The sequence below is a fragment of the Streptomyces sp. NPDC046335 genome (assembly GCF_055587985.1).
The window spans coordinates 272,370-288,213 of the sequence record NZ_JBVJFF010000007.1 but is presented as its reverse complement, the minus strand read 5'-3'; the positions used below and the strand labels follow the sequence as shown (position 1 = coordinate 288,213).

General features: G+C 71.2%; 13 protein-coding genes and 1 pseudogene. 5 read left to right on the top strand and 9 right to left on the bottom strand.

Going from position 1 to position 15,844, the window contains the following annotated elements; all coding sequences use genetic code 11:
- Positions 1-97 precede the first annotated feature (97 nt).
- Positions 98-1,072 carry an aldo/keto reductase gene (locus ACZ6JY_RS19265; RefSeq protein WP_469197188.1) on the bottom strand — a complete coding sequence of 325 codons (975 nt, stop codon included), beginning with the start codon at positions 1,070-1,072 and terminating at the stop codon, positions 98-100.
- 78 nt (positions 1,073-1,150) lie between these two features.
- Positions 1,151-2,578 carry an argininosuccinate lyase gene (argH, locus tag ACZ6JY_RS19260; RefSeq protein ID WP_469197187.1) on the bottom strand — a complete coding sequence of 476 codons (1,428 nt, stop codon included), beginning with the start codon at positions 2,576-2,578 and terminating at the stop codon, positions 1,151-1,153.
- Between the two features lie 158 nt (positions 2,579-2,736).
- Between argH and ACZ6JY_RS19255 the strand changes: the two genes are divergently transcribed.
- Positions 2,737-3,357: a pyridoxamine 5'-phosphate oxidase family protein gene (locus ACZ6JY_RS19255; protein WP_469197186.1), complete on the top strand. Its 621-nt coding sequence runs from the start codon at positions 2,737-2,739 to the stop codon at positions 3,355-3,357.
- Positions 3,358-3,413: 56 nt separating this feature from the next.
- Entirely contained in the window at positions 3,414-4,385 is a 972-nt protein-coding gene (locus ACZ6JY_RS19250; RefSeq protein ID WP_469197185.1) for a bile acid:sodium symporter family protein, read from the top strand.
- A gap of 71 nt (positions 4,386-4,456) precedes the next feature.
- On the opposite strand, the gene ACZ6JY_RS19245 is transcribed toward ACZ6JY_RS19250, so the two are convergent.
- The 5 genes from ACZ6JY_RS19245 to argC are packed head-to-tail and all read right to left on the bottom strand — an operon-like array spanning position 4,457 to position 9,287.
- Positions 4,457-4,999, bottom strand: a complete 543-nt coding sequence (locus ACZ6JY_RS19245; protein ID WP_062779421.1) for an arginine repressor — start codon at positions 4,997-4,999, stop codon at positions 4,457-4,459.
- A gap of 7 nt (positions 5,000-5,006) precedes the next feature.
- Positions 5,007-6,215, bottom strand: coding sequence for an acetylornithine transaminase (locus tag ACZ6JY_RS19240; protein ID WP_469197184.1), 1,209 nt, complete (start codon positions 6,213-6,215; stop codon positions 5,007-5,009).
- A complete protein-coding gene (gene argB, locus ACZ6JY_RS19235) occupies positions 6,212-7,114 on the bottom strand; it encodes an acetylglutamate kinase (RefSeq protein WP_469197183.1) in 903 nt (300 codons plus the stop codon). The genes ACZ6JY_RS19240 and argB overlap by 4 nt, the downstream gene beginning before the upstream one ends.
- Entirely contained in the window at positions 7,111-8,262 is a 1,152-nt protein-coding gene (gene argJ, locus ACZ6JY_RS19230) for a bifunctional glutamate N-acetyltransferase/amino-acid acetyltransferase ArgJ (RefSeq protein ID WP_469197182.1), read from the bottom strand. The genes argB and argJ overlap by 4 nt, the downstream gene beginning before the upstream one ends.
- Positions 8,259-9,287, bottom strand: coding sequence for an N-acetyl-gamma-glutamyl-phosphate reductase (argC, locus tag ACZ6JY_RS19225; protein ID WP_469197181.1), 1,029 nt, complete (start codon positions 9,285-9,287; stop codon positions 8,259-8,261). Before argC ends, argJ begins: the two co-directional genes overlap by 4 nt.
- 350 nt (positions 9,288-9,637) lie before the next feature.
- Between argC and ACZ6JY_RS19220 the strand changes: the two genes are divergently transcribed.
- The gene (locus tag ACZ6JY_RS19220) at positions 9,638-11,536 is read left to right on the top strand and encodes a PAS domain S-box protein (protein WP_469197180.1); all 1,899 of its coding nucleotides are present in this window, start codon (positions 9,638-9,640) and stop codon (positions 11,534-11,536) included.
- Between the two features lie 35 nt (positions 11,537-11,571).
- Here the strand turns inward: ACZ6JY_RS19220 and ACZ6JY_RS19215 are convergent, their stop codons facing one another.
- Complete coding sequence (locus ACZ6JY_RS19215; RefSeq protein WP_469197179.1) at positions 11,572-11,988, bottom strand: DUF5997 family protein; 417 nt, start codon at positions 11,986-11,988, stop codon at positions 11,572-11,574.
- Between the two features lie 57 nt (positions 11,989-12,045).
- Between ACZ6JY_RS19215 and ACZ6JY_RS19210 the strand changes: the two genes are divergently transcribed.
- Entirely contained in the window at positions 12,046-12,813 is a 768-nt protein-coding gene (locus tag ACZ6JY_RS19210; protein ID WP_469197178.1) for a LysR family substrate-binding domain-containing protein, read from the top strand.
- 78 nt (positions 12,814-12,891) lie between these two features.
- On the opposite strand, the gene ACZ6JY_RS19205 is transcribed toward ACZ6JY_RS19210, so the two are convergent.
- The gene (locus tag ACZ6JY_RS19205; RefSeq protein ID WP_469197177.1) at positions 12,892-15,111 is read right to left on the bottom strand and encodes an NADP-dependent isocitrate dehydrogenase; all 2,220 of its coding nucleotides are present in this window, start codon (positions 15,109-15,111) and stop codon (positions 12,892-12,894) included.
- 129 nt (positions 15,112-15,240) lie between these two features.
- Here ACZ6JY_RS19205 and ACZ6JY_RS19200 point away from each other — a divergent pair.
- A pseudogene (locus tag ACZ6JY_RS19200) lies at positions 15,241-15,828 on the top strand (TetR/AcrR family transcriptional regulator); the annotation flags it as partial.
- Between the last annotated feature and the right edge of the window lie 16 nt (positions 15,829-15,844).

Here is a 15,844-nt window from a genome sequence, read left to right as displayed (position 1 = left end):
ACGACTATAGGACGCCTGAGACATTAACGTCTCAAAGGGAGCCGATGGCTCCCTGATCCTGCCCCCCGTGTCCTGGCCCTGGCCCTTGGCCTGGCCCTCAGTGCCAGGGCAGCTCCGCGCGTCGCGCCCAGTACGCCCGCGGCTCCTCCGCGAGACCGCTGAGGCGCTCGGCCTCGTCGGGGCCGAGGTCGACCGCGGCGGCGTGCAGGTTCGAGACGAGCTGGGCCGCGGTCGCCGCGCCGGAAAGGACCACGCCCGCCCACGGCTCGCGCAGCACCGCCGCGAGCGCCACGGCGTCGCAGCCGTACCCCGTCCGTTCGGCGGCCTCGCGCAGCGCGGCGGGCGCGTGCGGGGCGGCGAGCCGGCCGTTGGCCATGCCTTCCTTGACGATGACGGTGAGGCCGGCGTCGTGGGCCTCGGCGAGCGCGGGGCCCGCCGACGTCTCCAGGAGGTTGTACGTGGCCTGGACGGTGCGGAAGAGCGGCTCCCCGTCGACCGTGACGGCGAGGGCGGCGCGGATGGCTGACGCCTGGTCGGGGCCGCTGACGGAGAGGCCGACGGTCACCCCGTCGGCGGCCAGCGCGGCGAGGCGGGCGTGCAGCTCCTTGTCGGTGAGCGCCGGGCTCTCCGGTGTGACGGAGTGGACCTGGTAGAGGTCGAGCCGGTCGCCGAGCAGCTCGGCGGTCTCCGCGCGCTGGCGGTCGTAGGCGGCGGTGCCGTGGTCCTTGACCTCATGCGGGCCCTCGGCATCGGTGCGCCAGTCCGCCGTGTACGTGTAACCCCACTTGCTGCCGACGACGACGTCCTGGACATCGGGCCTGGCCCGCAGCCAGTCGCCGAGGAACTCCTCGGAGCGGCCGTACGAGCGGGCCGCGTCGATGTACCGCACGCCCGTCGCGTAGGCCGCGTCGAGCAGTTCGAAGGTGCGCTCGCGCAGGGCCTCGACGCTGCGGGAGGCCGGCAGGTCGCTCTCGCGGCCGAGCGTGATGTAACCGGGCCTGCCGACGGCGGCGAGGCCGAGTCCCAGGTGCGCGGTCGGGGTCGTGGCTGCGGCCAGCCGGGCGAAGGGCATCGCGGGCTCCTCGGGGTCGTCGTGCGGTGTGCTCCCGACAACGTAACCCGAGGGGTCCGCGACTCCCGTGACCCCGTGTCACCTACGGGCGGTCGCCCACTCCTCCTGTGCCGCCAGGTCCGCCTTGACCTCGGCGAGCTGTACGGCGACGGCCGAGGGGGCCGTGCCGCCGCGGCCGTCGCGGGAGGCGAGCGCGCCCGGCACGTTCAGGACGGTGCGGACCTCGGGCGTGAGGTGCGCGGAGATCTTCGCGAACTGTTCGTCGGTGAGGGCGTCGAGCTCCTTGCCCTCGGACTCGGCGACCTTCACGCACTCGCCCGCGACCTCGTGCGCGACACGGAACGGCACGCCCTGCTTGACGAGCCACTCGGCGATGTCGGTGGCGAGCGAGAAACCGGCCGGGGCCAGTTCCTCCATGCGCTCGCGGTTGACGGTGAGCGTGGCCATCATGCCGGTGAAGGCGGGCAGCAGGACTTCGAGCTGGTCGCAGGAGTCGAAGACCGGCTCCTTGTCCTCCTGGAGGTCGCGGTTGTACGCGAGCGGGAGGGCCTTGAGGGTGGCCATCAGGCCGGTGAGGTTGCCGATGAGGCGGCCCGACTTGCCGCGCGCCAGCTCGGCGATGTCCGGGTTCTTCTTCTGCGGCATGATCGAGGAGCCGGTCGAGAAGGCGTCGTGGAGGGTGACGAAGGAGAACTCCTTCGTGTTCCAGATGATGATCTCCTCGGCGATCCGGGAGAGGTTCACGCCGATCATCGCGGTGATGAAGGCGAACTCCGCGACGAAGTCGCGCGACGCCGTGCCGTCGATGGAGTTGCCCACACTCCCGTGCTCGAAGCCGAGGTCCTTGGCGACGGCCTCCGGGTCGAGCCCGAGGGACGATCCGGCGAGCGCGCCGGAGCCGTACGGCGACACGGCCGTACGGGCGTCCCACTGCCGCAGCCGCTCCGCGTCCCGGGAGAGGGACTGGACGTGGGCCAGGACGTGGTGGGCGAAGAGCACCGGCTGCGCGTGCTGGAGGTGCGTGCGCCCCGGCATGGCGACGTCCGGGTGCGCCTCAGCGAGGCCGACGAGGGCGCCCTGGAGCTCGGCGATGAGACCGCCGAGGATCCGCGCGTGGTCACGCAGGTACATCCGGAAGAGCGTCGCCACCTGGTCGTTGCGGGACCGCCCGGCCCGCAGCTTGCCGCCGAGGTCGGGGCCGAGCCGCTCGAGGAGGCCGCGCTCCAGGGCGGTGTGGACGTCCTCGTCGGCGATGGTGCCGACGAACGAGCCGTCGGCCACGTCCCCTTCGAGCTGGTCGAGCCCGGCCAGCATGCGGGTCAGCTCGTCCTCGGTGAGCAGGCCCGCCTTGTGCAGGACGCGCGCGTGGGCACGCGATCCGGCGATGTCGTACGGCGCGAGGCGCCAGTCGAAGTGGACGGACGCGGACAGCTTCGCCAGGGCCTCGGCGGGACCGTCGGCGAACCGTCCGCCCCAGAGCCGGACGTCACCGCTGTTGCTGCTCACTGCGTGCTCCTTAGAAGCGCGGGCTCTCACGGCGGCCCAAGCACCGCCATGCATGAGTATGCAGAACTATGCATGATTCGTCAATCGGCCACCCGGGCCGCCGCGAGTTCCGCCAAGTCGTTAGACAGGCGAAGAGTTACAGCGAATAATCCTTAGACATGGGAAAGACCTACGAACGCATAGACGGCCGGCTGCGCACCTTCATCGAGGAGCAGCCGATGTTCTTCACGGCGACCGCGCCCCTCGCCGACGACGGCACGATCAACCTCTCGCCCAAGGGCCTCAAGGGCTCCTTCACGATCATCGACGAACTGACCGTCGCCTACCTGGACTTCGCGGGCAGCAACGCCGAGACCATCGCGCACCTGCGCGAGAACGGCCGCATCACCCTCATGTGGTGCGCCTTCCAGGGGCCGCCCAACATCGTCCGGGTGCACGGCCGCGGCGAGCCCGTCTTCCGCGACGACCCGCGCTTCCCCGAACTCCTCGGCCACTTCCCCGACAGCGACCCGGCGCAGCACGGCCTGCGGGCCATCATCGTCGTGACGGCCGACCTCATCCGTGACACCTGCGGCTACGCGGTGCCGTTCATGTCGTACGACGAGGACCGCGATCTGCACAGCAAGCGGTTCGCGCGCGAGGACGACGCGTCGCTGGGCGCGTACTTCGCCAAGAAGGAGTACATCGCCCAGAGCATCGACGGACTGCCGGGACTGCCGCTCCCGCTGCCTCCGTCCCCGCCCACGTCGGCCGCCCACGAGCCGGCTGGATCCGTGTAGCGACCACATGGCGAGACGGGGTTGCGTGCGGACCGGCCGGGGCGTTGCATCGCGCCGTGCAACCCGAACAGACGCTCCAAGGTCCCACCGATGACTCAGGCGCGGCCGACAAGGCCGCCCGCCGTGCCGTCACGGTCTTCCCCGTCCTCGTCCTGGCCGCCGGCGGCCTCGGTCTCGCCGCGCCGGGAACCTTCGACGGCTGGGGCACGAACGTCCCGTACCTGCTCGGTGTGGTGATGTTCTGCATGGGCCTCACCATGACCCCGCTCGACTTCCAGGGCGTGGTCAAGCGGCCCTGGGCCGTCGCGCTCGGCCTTGTCGCGCACTACGTGATCATGCCCGGGCTCGGCTGGCTCATCGCCCACGCGCTCGGCCTCTCGCCGCAACTGGCGGCGGGCGTCATCCTGGTGGGCTGCGCGCCGAGCGGCACGGCGTCGAACGTGGTCACGTACCTGGCCCGCGGTGACGTGGCGCTCTCCGTCTCGGTGGCCACCGTCTCGACCGTGCTCGCGCCCCTGATCACCCCGCCGCTGACGCTGCTGCTCGCGGGCGAGTACCTGCCGGTGGACGCGGGCTCCATGGTCACGGACATCCTCAAGACCGTGCTGCTGCCCGTCATCGCCGGGCTGCTCGTGCGGCTGCTCTTCGGGCGGTACGTCGGGCGGGTGCTCGGCGCGCTGCCGTGGCTGTCGGCCCTGACGATCGCGGCCATCGTGACGATCGTCGTCGCCGGCAGCGCCGCGGCCATCAAGTCGGCCGCGGGCCTGGTCTTCCTCGCCGTCTTCCTCCACAACGGCCTGGGCCTGGCCCTGGGTTACGGCGCCGGCAAACTCTCCCGCCTCGGCCCGCCGGCCTCCCGCGCCATGGCCTTCGAGGTGGGGATGCAGAACTCCGGCCTCGCGGCGTCCTTGGCCACGGCCCACTTCAGCCCGCTGGCCGCGCTCCCCGCGGCGGTCTTCTCCGTCTGGCACAACGTGTCGGGAGCGCTGGTGGCGGCGTGGATGGCCCGCCGCAACCAGAAAGCCTGATCAGCCCGTCCGGCGTTTGAGGACGAGCCGGGCGCAGCCGGCGATGGGCCCGGCTCAGGGCCAGGGGCCCGCTACTCGTTGGAGGCCAGGCGGAGCAGATGGTCGGCCAGGGCCTGCCCCCCGGCCGGTTCCCTGCTGATGAGCATCAACGTGTCGTCGCCCGCGATCGTCCCCAGGATGTCGTGCAGCTCGGCCTGGTCGATCGCCGATGCCAGGAACTGGGCGGCGCCCGGCGGCGTGCGCAGGACGACCAGGTTCGCCGAGGCCTCCGCCGAGATCAGCAGCTCCGCGGAGAGCCGCCGCATCCGCTCCTCCTTGGCCGACTCCCCCAGCGGCGCGCGCGGCGTGCGGAAACCGCCCTCGCTCGGCACCGCGTAGATGAGGTCGCCCTCGGCGTTGCGGATCTTCACCGCGTTCAGCTCGTCCAGGTCCCGGGAGAGCGTCGCCTGCGTGACGGTCAGACCGTCGTCCGCCAGCAGCTTCGCCAACTGGCTCTGCGAGCGCACCGGCTGCCGGTTGAGGATGTCCACGATCCGGCGGTGGCGTGCGGTGCGGGTCTGCGGCACGGCCGGACCCGCGTGGTCGACGTGCTCGTTGCCTTGCGCCTGGCTCATCGTGGTCTCATTCTCCGGATCGTCCGTCCCCGTCGGCCGCCTCGGCGGCCTTGTCCAGTACGCCGGGCAGCGCCCGGAGGAACGCGTCCACCTCGTCGTCGCGCACGTTCAGCGGCGGCATCAGCCGTACGACATCGGGGGCGGGCACGTTCACCAGGAAGCCGGCGTCCTGAGCCGCCTGCTGCACCTGTGGCGCGAGCGGCTCGGTGAGCACGATACCCAGCAGCAGGCCCGCGCCCCTTACACGGTTCACGAGCGGGTGCCCCGGTGACTCGATTCCGTCCCGCAGCTTCTCACCGGCCCGCTTGGCGTTGTCGAGCAGACCCTCGGCGGCGATGGTGTCGACGACGGCGAGCCCCGCGGCGCACGCGACGGGGTTGCCGCCGAACGTCGTGCCGTGGTGACCGGGCTTGAACAGCTCCGCCGCGGCGCCGAACGCCACGGTCGCGCCGAGCGGCAGACCGCCGCCCAGGCCCTTCGCGAGTGTGACGATGTCAGGCTCCACGCCTTCGTGGGCCAGGTGCTCGAACCAGTGACCGGTGCGGCCGATTCCGGTCTGCACCTCGTCGAGGACGAGGAGGGTCCCGGTGGCCCTGGTGATCTCCCTTGCGGCCTTGAGATAGCCCGCGGGCGGCACCACGACGCCGTTCTCGCCCTGGATCGGCTCGATGATCACGAAGGCGGTATCGGCGCCGACCGCCGCCCGCAGCGCCTCGACGTCCCCGTACGGCACGTGCGTGACGTCGCCGGGCAGGGGCACGAACGGCTGCTGCTTGCCGGGCTGTCCTGTGAGGGCGAGCGCGCCCATGGTCCGGCCGTGGAAGCCGCCCTGGGCGGCGACCATGTGCGAGCGGCCCGTCAGCCGGCCGATCTTGAAGGCGCCTTCGTTGGCCTCGGCCCCGGAGTTGCAGAAGTACACGCGCCCTTCGCGGCCGAAGAGCTGGAGCAGCCGTTCGGCGAGCGCGACGGGCGGCTCGGCGACGAAGAGGTTCGACACATGGCCGAGCGCGCCGATCTGGGTGCTCACGGCCTCGACGACGGCCGGGTGGGCGTGGCCGAGCGCGTTGACGGCGATGCCGCCGACGAAGTCGACGTACTCCTTGCCGTCGGCGTCCCACAGCCTGCTGCCCTCGCCGCGGACCAGGGGCAGCTTCGGCGTGCCGTAGTTGTCCATGAGCGCGCCCTGCCAGCGCGTGGTCAGCTCCTGGTTGCTCATGACTCCCCCTCTGCCTGGTCGGGCACGACCATGGTGCCGATGCCCTCGTCGGTGAAGATCTCCAGCAGGATCGAGTGCTGGACGCGCCCGTCGATGACGCGGGCGGTGTGCACGCCGTTGCGCACGGCGTGCAGGCAGCCCTCCATCTTGGGGACCATGCCGCTGGCCAGCTCGGGCAGGAGCTTTTCGAGCTCCAGCGCGGTGAGCCTGCTGATGACCTCGTCGGAGTGGGGCCAGTCCTCGTAGAGCCCCTCGACGTCGGTCAGGACCATCAAGGTCTCGGCACCAAGCGCCGCAGCGAGTGCCGCAGCCGCCGTATCAGCATTGACGTTGTAGACATGTCCGTCGTCCTCGGAGCGGGCGATCGAGGAGACGACCGGGATGCGGCCGTCGGCGAGCAGCGCCTCGATGGCGCCCGTGTCGATGTCGGTGATCTCACCGACCCGGCCGATGTCGACCAGTTCGCCCTCGATGCGCGGCCGGTGCTTGGTGGCGGTGATGGTGTGCGCGTCCTCGCCGGTGAGGCCGACGGCGAGCGGGCCGTGCTGGTTGAGCAGGCCGACCAGCTCGCGCTGCACCTGTCCGGCGAGCACCATGCGTACGACGTCCATCGCGTCCTCGGTGGTGACGCGCAGGCCCGCCTTGAACTCGCTGACGATGCCGTGCCGGTCGAGCGCCTCGCTGATCTGCGGGCCGCCGCCGTGCACGACCACGGGCTTGAGGCCCGCGTGGTGCAGGAAGACCACGTCCTGAGCGAAGGCGGCCTTCAGCTCGTCGTCGACCATGGCGTTGCCGCCGAACTTGATGACGACGGTCTTGCCGCGGTGCCGGGTCAGCCAGGGCAGCGCCTCGACGAGGATCTGCGCCTTGGGCAGTGCGGTGTGCTTGCGTGCGCTCATGAGCTGTACGCGCTGTTCTCGTGGACGTAGTCGGCGGTGAGGTCGTTCGTCCAGATCGTCGCGGTCTCGGCGCCCGCCGCGAGGTCGGCGGTGATGACGATCTCGCGGTAGCGCATGTCGACGAGGTCGCGGTCCTCGCCGACGGAGCCGTTCTTGCAGACCCAGACGCCGTTGATGGCGACGTTGAGCCGGTCCGGCTCGAAGGCGGCGGACGTCGTGCCGATCGCGGAGAGCACCCGGCCCCAGTTGGGGTCCTCGCCGTGCAGGGCGCACTTGAGGAGATTGTTGCGGGCGATGGTCCTGCCGACCTCGACGGCGTCGGCCTCGCTCGCGGCGTTCACGACCTCGACCTTGATGTCCTTGCTGGCGCCCTCGGCGTCCCCGATGAGCTGGCGGCCCAGGTCGGCGCAGACCTCGCGGACGGCCTCGGCGAACTCGTCGTACTCCGGGGTGACCTCGGCCGCGCCGGAGGCCAGGAGCAGCACGGTGTCGTTGGTGGACATGCAGCCGTCGGAGTCGACCCGGTCGAAGGTGACGCGGGTGGCGTCGCGCAGCGCCCGGTCCAGGACACCGGCCTCCAGGTCGGCGTCGGTGGTGAGCACGACCAGCATCGTGGCGAGGCCGGGGGCGAGCATGCCCGCGCCCTTGGCCATGCCGCCGACGGTCCACCCGTCCTTGGTCACGACGGACGTCTTGTGCACGCTGTCGGTGGTCTTGATGGCGATGGCGGCCTTCTCGCCGCCGTGCGCGGAGAGTTCACCTGCTGCCTGCTCGACGCCCGGCAGGAGCTTGTCCATGGGGAGCGTCAGGCCGATGAGTCCCGTCGAGGCGACGGCGACCTCGCCCGCGTTCAGCGACAGCGTCTCGGCGACCTTCTCGGCGGTGGCGTGCGTGTCCTGGAAGCCCTGCGGGCCCGTACAGGCGTTGGCGCCGCCGGAGTTGAGGACGACGGCGGAGACGAGGCCGCCCTTGAGCACCTGCTCCGACCAGAGGACCGGGGCGGCCTTGACGCGGTTGGAGGTGAAGACGCCGGCGGCGGCCAGGCGGGGCCCGGTGTTGACCACGAGGGCCAGGTCCGGGTTGCCGTTCTCCTTGATGCCGGCGGCGATGCCCGCCGCCGTGAATCCCTTGGCTGCCGTCACACTCACGGCGCGACTCCGATCGTAGTGAGCCCGGTGGCCTCGTCGAGGCCGAGGGCGATGTTCATGCTCTGGAGGGCGCCGCCCGCGGTGCCCTTGGTGAGGTTGTCGATGGCGCTGATCACGATCACGCGGCCGGCGCTCTCGTCGTACGCGACCTGGATCTGCACGGCGTTCGAGCCGTACACGGCGGCGGTCGCGGGCCACTGCCCCTCGGGCAGCAGGCGGACGAACGGCTCGTCGGCGAACGCCTTCTCGTACGCGGCCCGCACGCTCTCCGCGGTGACACCGGCCCTGGCCTTCGCGCTGCACGTGGCGAGGATGCCGCGGGGCATCGGGGCCAGCGTCGGGGTGAAGGAGACGGAGACGGGGGCGCCCGCCGCGGCGCTCAGGTTCTGGATCATCTCGGGGGTGTGCCGGTGCCCGCCCCCCACTCCGTACGGGGACATGTTCCCCATCACCTCGGAGCCGAGCAGGTGCGGCTTGGCGGCCTTGCCCGCGCCCGAGGTGCCGGAGGACGCGACGATCACCGCGTCGCTCTCGACGAGGTCGGCGGCGTACGCGGGGAAGAGCGCGAGCGAGACGGCGGTGGGGTAGCAGCCGGGCACGGCGACGCGCTTGGCCCCTTCGAGGGCGGTGCGGCAGCCGGGCAGCTCGGGCAGGCCGTAGGGCCACGTCCCGGCGTGCGGGCTGCCGTAGAACTTCTCCCAGTCCGCCGCGTCCTTCAGCCGGAAGTCCGCGCCCATGTCGATGACCAGCACGTCGGGGCCGAGCTGCTCGGCGACGGCGGCGGACTGCCCGTGGGGCAGGGCGAGGAAGACGACGTCGTGCCCCGCGAGGACCTCGGGGGTGGTCGGCTCAAGGACGCGCTCGGCGAGCGGGAACAAGTGCGGCTGGAGCGCGCCCAGGCGCTGCCCCGCGTTCGAGTTGCCGGTGAGGGCGCCGATCTCCACCTCGGGGTGGACGAGCAGCAGCCGCAGCAGCTCGCCGCCCGCATACCCACTCGCCCCTGCCACTGCTGCGCGTACCGCCATGGAACCCTCCTCTTGGATGGCATGACTATACGCATAGCCGCAGTTTTATGCAATCGCCGCTGGATGACGCCGGAGGGGTTCGGTGGCGCCAGCCTACGGGCCCGGCACACCGCGCTCCCGGCCCGGCGGACGGCATCGGCCACCTGTCGGGCTTCGTCACAGATCGGACACTCGCGCGCAGCGATCGCCCGGCATCAGAAGAAGTGCGACGTCCATACCTTGCAGAAAGCGACAATCGCGCACCCGTAACGGCGAATTACTCGCAGATCTGCGATGTCGACAGCCGATGTGCTGGAGTATCCGACATGCCGCCCAGGTGGGCAGGAGGCACGCGAAGCGAGGCAGCGATGATGTCTGTGGAAACTGTGCGGAGCACCGACGACCGGCAGGAGCTGTTCAGGGAGCTCGTCGAGTTCTCACAGGACGCGACCCTGATGAAGACTCTCGACGGCGAGATCATCTTCTGGAACGCGGCCGCACAACGCCTGTTCGGGTACACCGCCGCACAAGCCGTCGGCAACCACATCGGCATGCTCGTGCCCCCCGACCTCAAGGACCAAGAGGCACACCTCCTCGCGCAGACCGCCCGCGGCATCCGCATCGAGCACTACGAGACCCGACGCACCACCAGCGACGGACGCGTCCTGGACATCGACGTCACCCTCTGGCCCATCCGCAACCGCGAGGGGGCCATCACCGCCGTCTGCTCCGTGATGCGCGACATCACGGAACGCAAGAGGAGCGAGGCCCGGGTCGACGAGCTGGCCGTTCTCGTCGAGTCCTCACAGGACGCCATCCTCATGAAGACCCTCGACGGCGAGATCACCTTCTGGAACGCGGCCGCACAACGCCTGTACGGATACACCCCCGCACAAGCCGTCGGCCGTCACGTCGGCATGCTCGTACCCCCCGACCTCAAGGACGAGGAAGCCCATTTCCTCGCCCAGATCGCCGACGGCATCCGCATCGAGCACTACGAGACCCGTCGCACCACCAGCGACGGACGCGTCCTGGACATCGACGTCACCCTCTGGCCCATCCGCAACCGCGAGGGGACCATCACCACCGTCTGCTCCGTGATGCGCGACATCACGGAACGCAAGAGGAGCGAGGCCGAGCTCACCAAGTTGTACGCACAGCAGCGGCAGATCGCGCTGGCCCTCAATCTCATGGGGTCGGCCAAGCGGATCCCGGGCGCTCGGACCGCGAGCCGCTATCTGCCCTCGACCCAGGGCCAGGGCGTCGGCGGCGACTGGCTCGACCTGATCGACCTGGGGGCCGGCCGCGTCGGGGTCTTCATCGGCGACGTCATGGGGCGCGGCATGGACGCGGCCGTGGTGATGGGGCAGCTCCGCTCCGCGGGCCGCGCCCTGGCCCTGGCCGGTCTCCCGGCGTGCGAGCTGATGCAGACCCTCGACGCGTTCACCCGCGACCTGCCCGAGCCGTTCGTCACCTGTCTCTACTTGGAGGCCGACCCGACCCAGGGCGAGATCACCGTGTGCTCGGCCGGTCATCTGCCGGTGCTCCTCGTCGAGCCGGACTCCAAGGTGCGCGAGCTGCCGGTGCCGACAGGGCTGCCGCTCGGGGTGGGCGGGGTGCCGCATGAGCAGGTGCGGCTGCCGCTGCGGGCGGGAACGACCCTCACCCTCTACACCGACGGCCTCGTGGAGACCTCGGACACCGATATCGATGTCCAGCTCGACCTGCTGACCAGCGCCCTCGAAGGCGCCTTCGACACCACCGAGGACCTGGAGACGGCCGCGGACCGCGTCCTGCGCACACTGCTCCCCGACAGCGGGACGCACTCCGACGACGTGACACTGCTGCTGGTCAGCTTCCCCACCGCGCCGCTCGACATCGCGGCGCGGGGGCTGGCCTGCGAGGCCGTGTCGGTTCCTGCCGGGCGGCACTTCCTGGAGGAGAAGCTCAAGGAGTGGGACCTGACGGAACTGGCCGACTCCGCGCTGCTGCTCGCCTCCGAGCTGCTGACCAACGGGGTCCGGCACGCGCAGGGGCCGCTGCACCTGCGCGTATGGCACAGCGTGCGTGAACTCGGCGTGGAGATCACCGACCACAGCGCGCCCCGCCCCAGGGCCCGGCTCGCCGAGAGCACCGAGGAGGACGGCCGGGGCCTGGTCCTGGTCGACGCCCTCGCCGACGCCTGGGGCACGCGGCCCGACCCCGTCGGCAAGACGGTCTGGTTCACACTGCTGATCCGCCCGGACGAGCAGGAGCCGAGCGGGGGCTGAGCGGCAGTGGGTCAGTGGGTCAGTGGGTCAGGGTCTCAGCGGCCGGGGCTCTCGTCGGCGCGGGCCGCCTTGTCGGCCTGTTCGGCCCGCTGCTCCTTGATCCGCACCGCTTCCTTGCGGACATCGGCCTGGGTGGCGCGCTCCTGGCGGAGCCAGCCGGGCTGCTCCTGCTTCAGCGCCTCGATCTGCTCGGTGGTGAGCGCCTCCGTGATCCCGCCGCGGGCGAGGCCCGCGATGGAGACACCGAGCTTGGCGGCGACGACGGGGCGGGGGTGCGGACCGGTGCGGCGCAGCTCCTGGAGCCACTCGGGCGGGTCGGCCTGGAGCGCGTTCAGCTCGCCGCGCGAGACCACGCCCTCCTGGAACTCTGCGGGGGTGGCCGGAAGGTACACACCCAGCTTCTTCGCCGCGGTCGCGGGCTTCATGGTCTGGGTGGTCTGGTGCGACGTCATGAGGCCAGGGTATCGAGCGTGTGCGCCGCCGCTGACCACGGCGGGTAGCCTGGCGAGGTGACAGGCTCGGAAGTGACCCCTTCGTTCCGGCTCGCCTACGTCCCGGGGGTGACGCCCACCAAGTGGGTGCGTATCTGGAACGAGCGGCTGCCCGGCATCCCACTGACCCTCGTGCAGGTCCCCGCCGACGAGGCGGCCGACGTGCTGCGGGCGGGCGGCGCGGACGCCGGTCTCGTACGCCTGCCGATCGACCGTACGGATCTCAGCGCGATCCCCCTCTACACCGAGACGACGGTCGTCCTCATCTCCAAGGACCACGCCGTCGCTGCGGTCGACGAGGTGACCGCGGAGGACCTCGCCGACGAGATCGTGCTCCACCCCCTCGACGAGACGCTCACCTGGGAACAGCGCCCCGGCCTGCCCGCGCAGGAGCGCCCCGCCACCACCGCGGACGCCGTCGACCTGGTCGCCGCGGGCATCGGCGTCCTCGTCGTCCCGCAGTCCCTCGCCCGGCTGCACCACCGCAAGGACCTCACCTACCGCCCCGTCACGGACGCCCCCGAGTCCGGTGTGGCCCTGTCGTGGCCGGAGGCGGCGACCACGGACCAGGTGGAGGACCTCATCGGCATCGTCCGTGGCCGTACGGTCAACAGCTCGCGGGGCCGCTCCCAGGCGCCCGCGAAGGACGCGGCCGGGGACAAGGGCCGGGCCAGGGCCAAGACCTCGGCCCAGCCGAAGAAGAAGCCCGCGGGGGGCAAGGGCGGCCGAGGCGCCGCCGCCCGTCCGAAGGCGGCCAAGCGAGGCAAGCCCCGCCGGCACTCATAGGTCCCCGGATGTGTACGGGCACGTGGAAGGGGCCTCCCGCCAGAACGGCGGGAGGCCCCTTTCACGTACGCGCGGACGTCAGCCCAGGATCGACAGCGCCTGGTTGAGCGTCGCGGACGGGCGCATGACCGCGGAGGCCTTCGCCGCGTCGGGCTGGTAGTAGCCGCCGATGTCGGCCGGGCTGCCCTGCACCGCGATCAGCTCGTCGACGATGGTCTGCTCCTGCTCGGAGAGCGTCTTGGCCAGGGCCGCGAACGCCTCGGCGAGCTGCGCGTCCTCGGTCTGCCTGGCCAGCTCCTGCGCCCAGTACAGGGCGAGGTAGAAGTGGCTGCCGCGGTTGTCGATGCCGCCCAGGCGACGGCTCGGCGACTTGTCGTTCTCCAGGAACGTCGCCGTGGCGCGGTCCAGGGTGTCGGCGAGGATCTGGGCGCGCGCGTTGCCCGTGGTGGTGGCCAGGTGCTCGAAGCTGACCGCGAGGGCCAGGAACTCGCCCAGGCTGTCCCAGCGCAGGTAGTTCTCCTTGACGAGCTGCTGGACGTGCTTCGGGGCCGAGCCGCCCGCGCCCGTCTCGAAGAGGCCGCCGCCGTTCATCAGCGGGACCACCGAGAGCATCTTGGCGCTGGTGCCCAGCTCCAGGATCGGGAAGAGGTCCGTGAGGTAGTCGCGCAGGACGTTGCCGGTGACGGAGATGGTGTCCTCGCCGCGGCGGATGCGCTCCAGGGAGAACGCGGTGGCGTCGACCGGCGACATGACCCGGATGTCCAGGCCCTCGGTCTCGTGGTCGGCGAGGTACCGCTCGACCTTGCCGATGAGCACGGCGTCGTGGGCGCGGGTCTCGTCCAGCCAGAAGACGGCCGGGCTGCCGGTGGCGCGGGCACGGGTGACGGCGAGCTTGACCCAGTCCTGGACCGGCGCGTCCTTGGTCTGGCACATGCGGAAGATGTCACCGGCGGCGACGGCCTGCTCCAGGACGACCTCGCCGACGCCGTCGACGACCCGCACGGTGCCCGTGGTCGGGACCTCGAAGGTCTTGTCGTGGCTGCCGTACTCCTCGGCCTTCTGCGCCATGAGGCCGACGTTCGGGACGGAGCCCATCGTCGACGGGTCGAAGGCGCCGTTGGCGCGGCAGTCGTCGAGGACGACCTGGTAGACGCCGGAGTAGCTGCTGTCCGGGAGGACCGCGAGGGTGTCGTGCTCCCCGCCGTCCGGGCCCCACATGTGGCCGGAGGTGCGGATCATGGCCGGCATGGAGGCGTCCACGATGACGTCGCTGGGGACGTGCAGGTTGGAGATGCCCTTGTCGGAGTCGACCATGGCGAGCTCGGGGCCCTCGGCCAGCTCGGCCTCGAAGGACGCCTTGATCTTCGCGCCGTCGGACAGCGAGTCCAGGCCCTTGAAGATGCCGCCCAGACCGTCGTTCGGGGTGAGCCCGGCGGCGGCGAGGACGTCGCCGTACGCGGCGAAGGTCTTCGGGAAGAAGGCGCGGACCACGTGGCCGAAGACGATCGGGTCGGAGACCTTCATCATCGTGGCCTTGAGGTGCACGGAGAAGAGGATGCCCTCGGCCTTGGCGCGGGCGACCTGCTCCGTGAGGAACTCGCGGAGGGCGGCGACGCGCATCACGGAGGCGTCGACGATCTCGCCCGCGAGTACGGGTACGGACTCGCGCAGGACGGTGGTGGAGCCGTCGTCGCCGACGAGCTCGATGCGCAGCGAACCGGCGTCCGCGATGACCGCGGACTTCTCGGTCGAGCGGAAGTCGTTCTCGCCCATGGTGGCGACGTTCGTCTTGGAGTCGGCCGTCCAGGCGCCCATGCGGTGCGGGTGCGCCTTGGCGTAGTTCTTGACCGAGGCGGGGGCGCGGCGGTCGGAGTTGCCCTCGCGCAGGACCGGGTTGACGGCGCTGCCCTTGACCTTGTCGTAGCGGGCGCGGGTGTCGCGCTCCTCGTCGGTCTTCGGGTCGTCCGGGTAGTCGGGGAGCGCGTAGCCCTGGCCCTGGAGCTCGGCGATGGCGGCCTTGAGCTGCGGGATCGAGGCCGAGATGTTCGGCAGCTTGATGATGTTCGCCTGCGGGGTCTTGGCGAGTTCGCCGAGCTCGGCGAGGGCGTCGCTGATGCGCTGGCCCTCTTCGAGACGCTCGGGGAAGCTGGAGATGATGCGGCCCGCGAGCGAGATGTCGCGCGTCTCCACGCTGACCCCCGCCGTCGAGGCGTAGGCCTGGACCACCGGCAAGAACGAATGGGTCGCCAGGGCCGGGGCCTCGTCAGTGTGGGTGTAGATGATGGTCGAGTCAGTCACCGGGTGCTCCGCTCCGCGTCTGCAACATTGCTCGACATCAAGATATCTCGTACCTCCCCCCTTACGGACAGTGCCCCTTGGGCCCGAATTCTCGTAGACACTGTCTACGCGGTGCGGTAGACAGTGTCTATGAGCGAACAGGACGCCGGGCTGCGGGCCCGGCTGGTGGATGTGGGCGTCGAGCTGGTGGAGGCCGAGGGGGTGCGGGCGCTGACCCTGCGGGAGATCGCCCGCAGGGCGGGGGTGTCGCACGGGGCGCCCCGGCGCCACTTCCCCACGCATGTGGCGCTGCTCTCCGCGATCGCCCGGCGCGGCTTCGCGGAGCTGGCGGCCGAGGTGGAGCGGGCGGCGGGGGGCGACGGCCGCGGGGACGCCCGTACGCGGCTGAAGGCGCTGAGCCGTGCGTACGTCGGCTTCGCCGGGGAGCACCGGGGGATGTTCGAGCTGATGTTCCGCCACGATCTGCTCCGGAGCGACGAGCTGGGGCTGCGGGACACGAGCCTGCCGCTCTTCGAAGCCCTGGTCGGCCTGGTGGCCCAGGCGCGTGGGCCGGCCGGCAGCCACGACACCGACCCCCGGATCGCCGCGGCCGCCCTCTGGGCAAACCTGCACGGCATCGCCCAACTCTGGCACTGGGGCAGCCTGACACTGGCCTCCGGAGCCAAGACCGCGGAACCACTGATCGAGACTGCGCTCCGGGCCCACGTGGGCCCGGAGCGCACCGCGCGGGCCG

Bases quoted from the DNA above. Each gene is read 5' to 3' on its own strand.
- ACZ6JY_RS19240 (WP_469197184.1), bottom strand. From the start codon at position 6,215: ATGAGCAACCAGGAGCTGACCACGCGCTGGCAGGGCGCGCTCATGGAC.
- ACZ6JY_RS19255 (WP_469197186.1), top strand. From the start codon at position 2,737: ATGGGAAAGACCTACGAACGCATAGACGGCCGGCTGCGCACCTTCATC.
- argC (WP_469197181.1), bottom strand. From the start codon at position 9,287: ATGGCGGTACGCGCAGCAGTGGCAGGGGCGAGTGGGTATGCGGGCGGC.
- ACZ6JY_RS19220 (WP_469197180.1), top strand. From the start codon at position 9,638: ATGTCTGTGGAAACTGTGCGGAGCACCGACGACCGGCAGGAGCTGTTC.
- ACZ6JY_RS19265 (WP_469197188.1), bottom strand. From the start codon at position 1,072: ATGCCCTTCGCCCGGCTGGCCGCAGCCACGACCCCGACCGCGCACCTG.
- ACZ6JY_RS19215 (WP_469197179.1), bottom strand. From the start codon at position 11,988: ATGACGTCGCACCAGACCACCCAGACCATGAAGCCCGCGACCGCGGCG.
- ACZ6JY_RS19245 (WP_062779421.1), bottom strand. From the start codon at position 4,999: ATGAGCCAGGCGCAAGGCAACGAGCACGTCGACCACGCGGGTCCGGCC.
- argB (WP_469197183.1), bottom strand. From the start codon at position 7,114: ATGAGCGCACGCAAGCACACCGCACTGCCCAAGGCGCAGATCCTCGTC.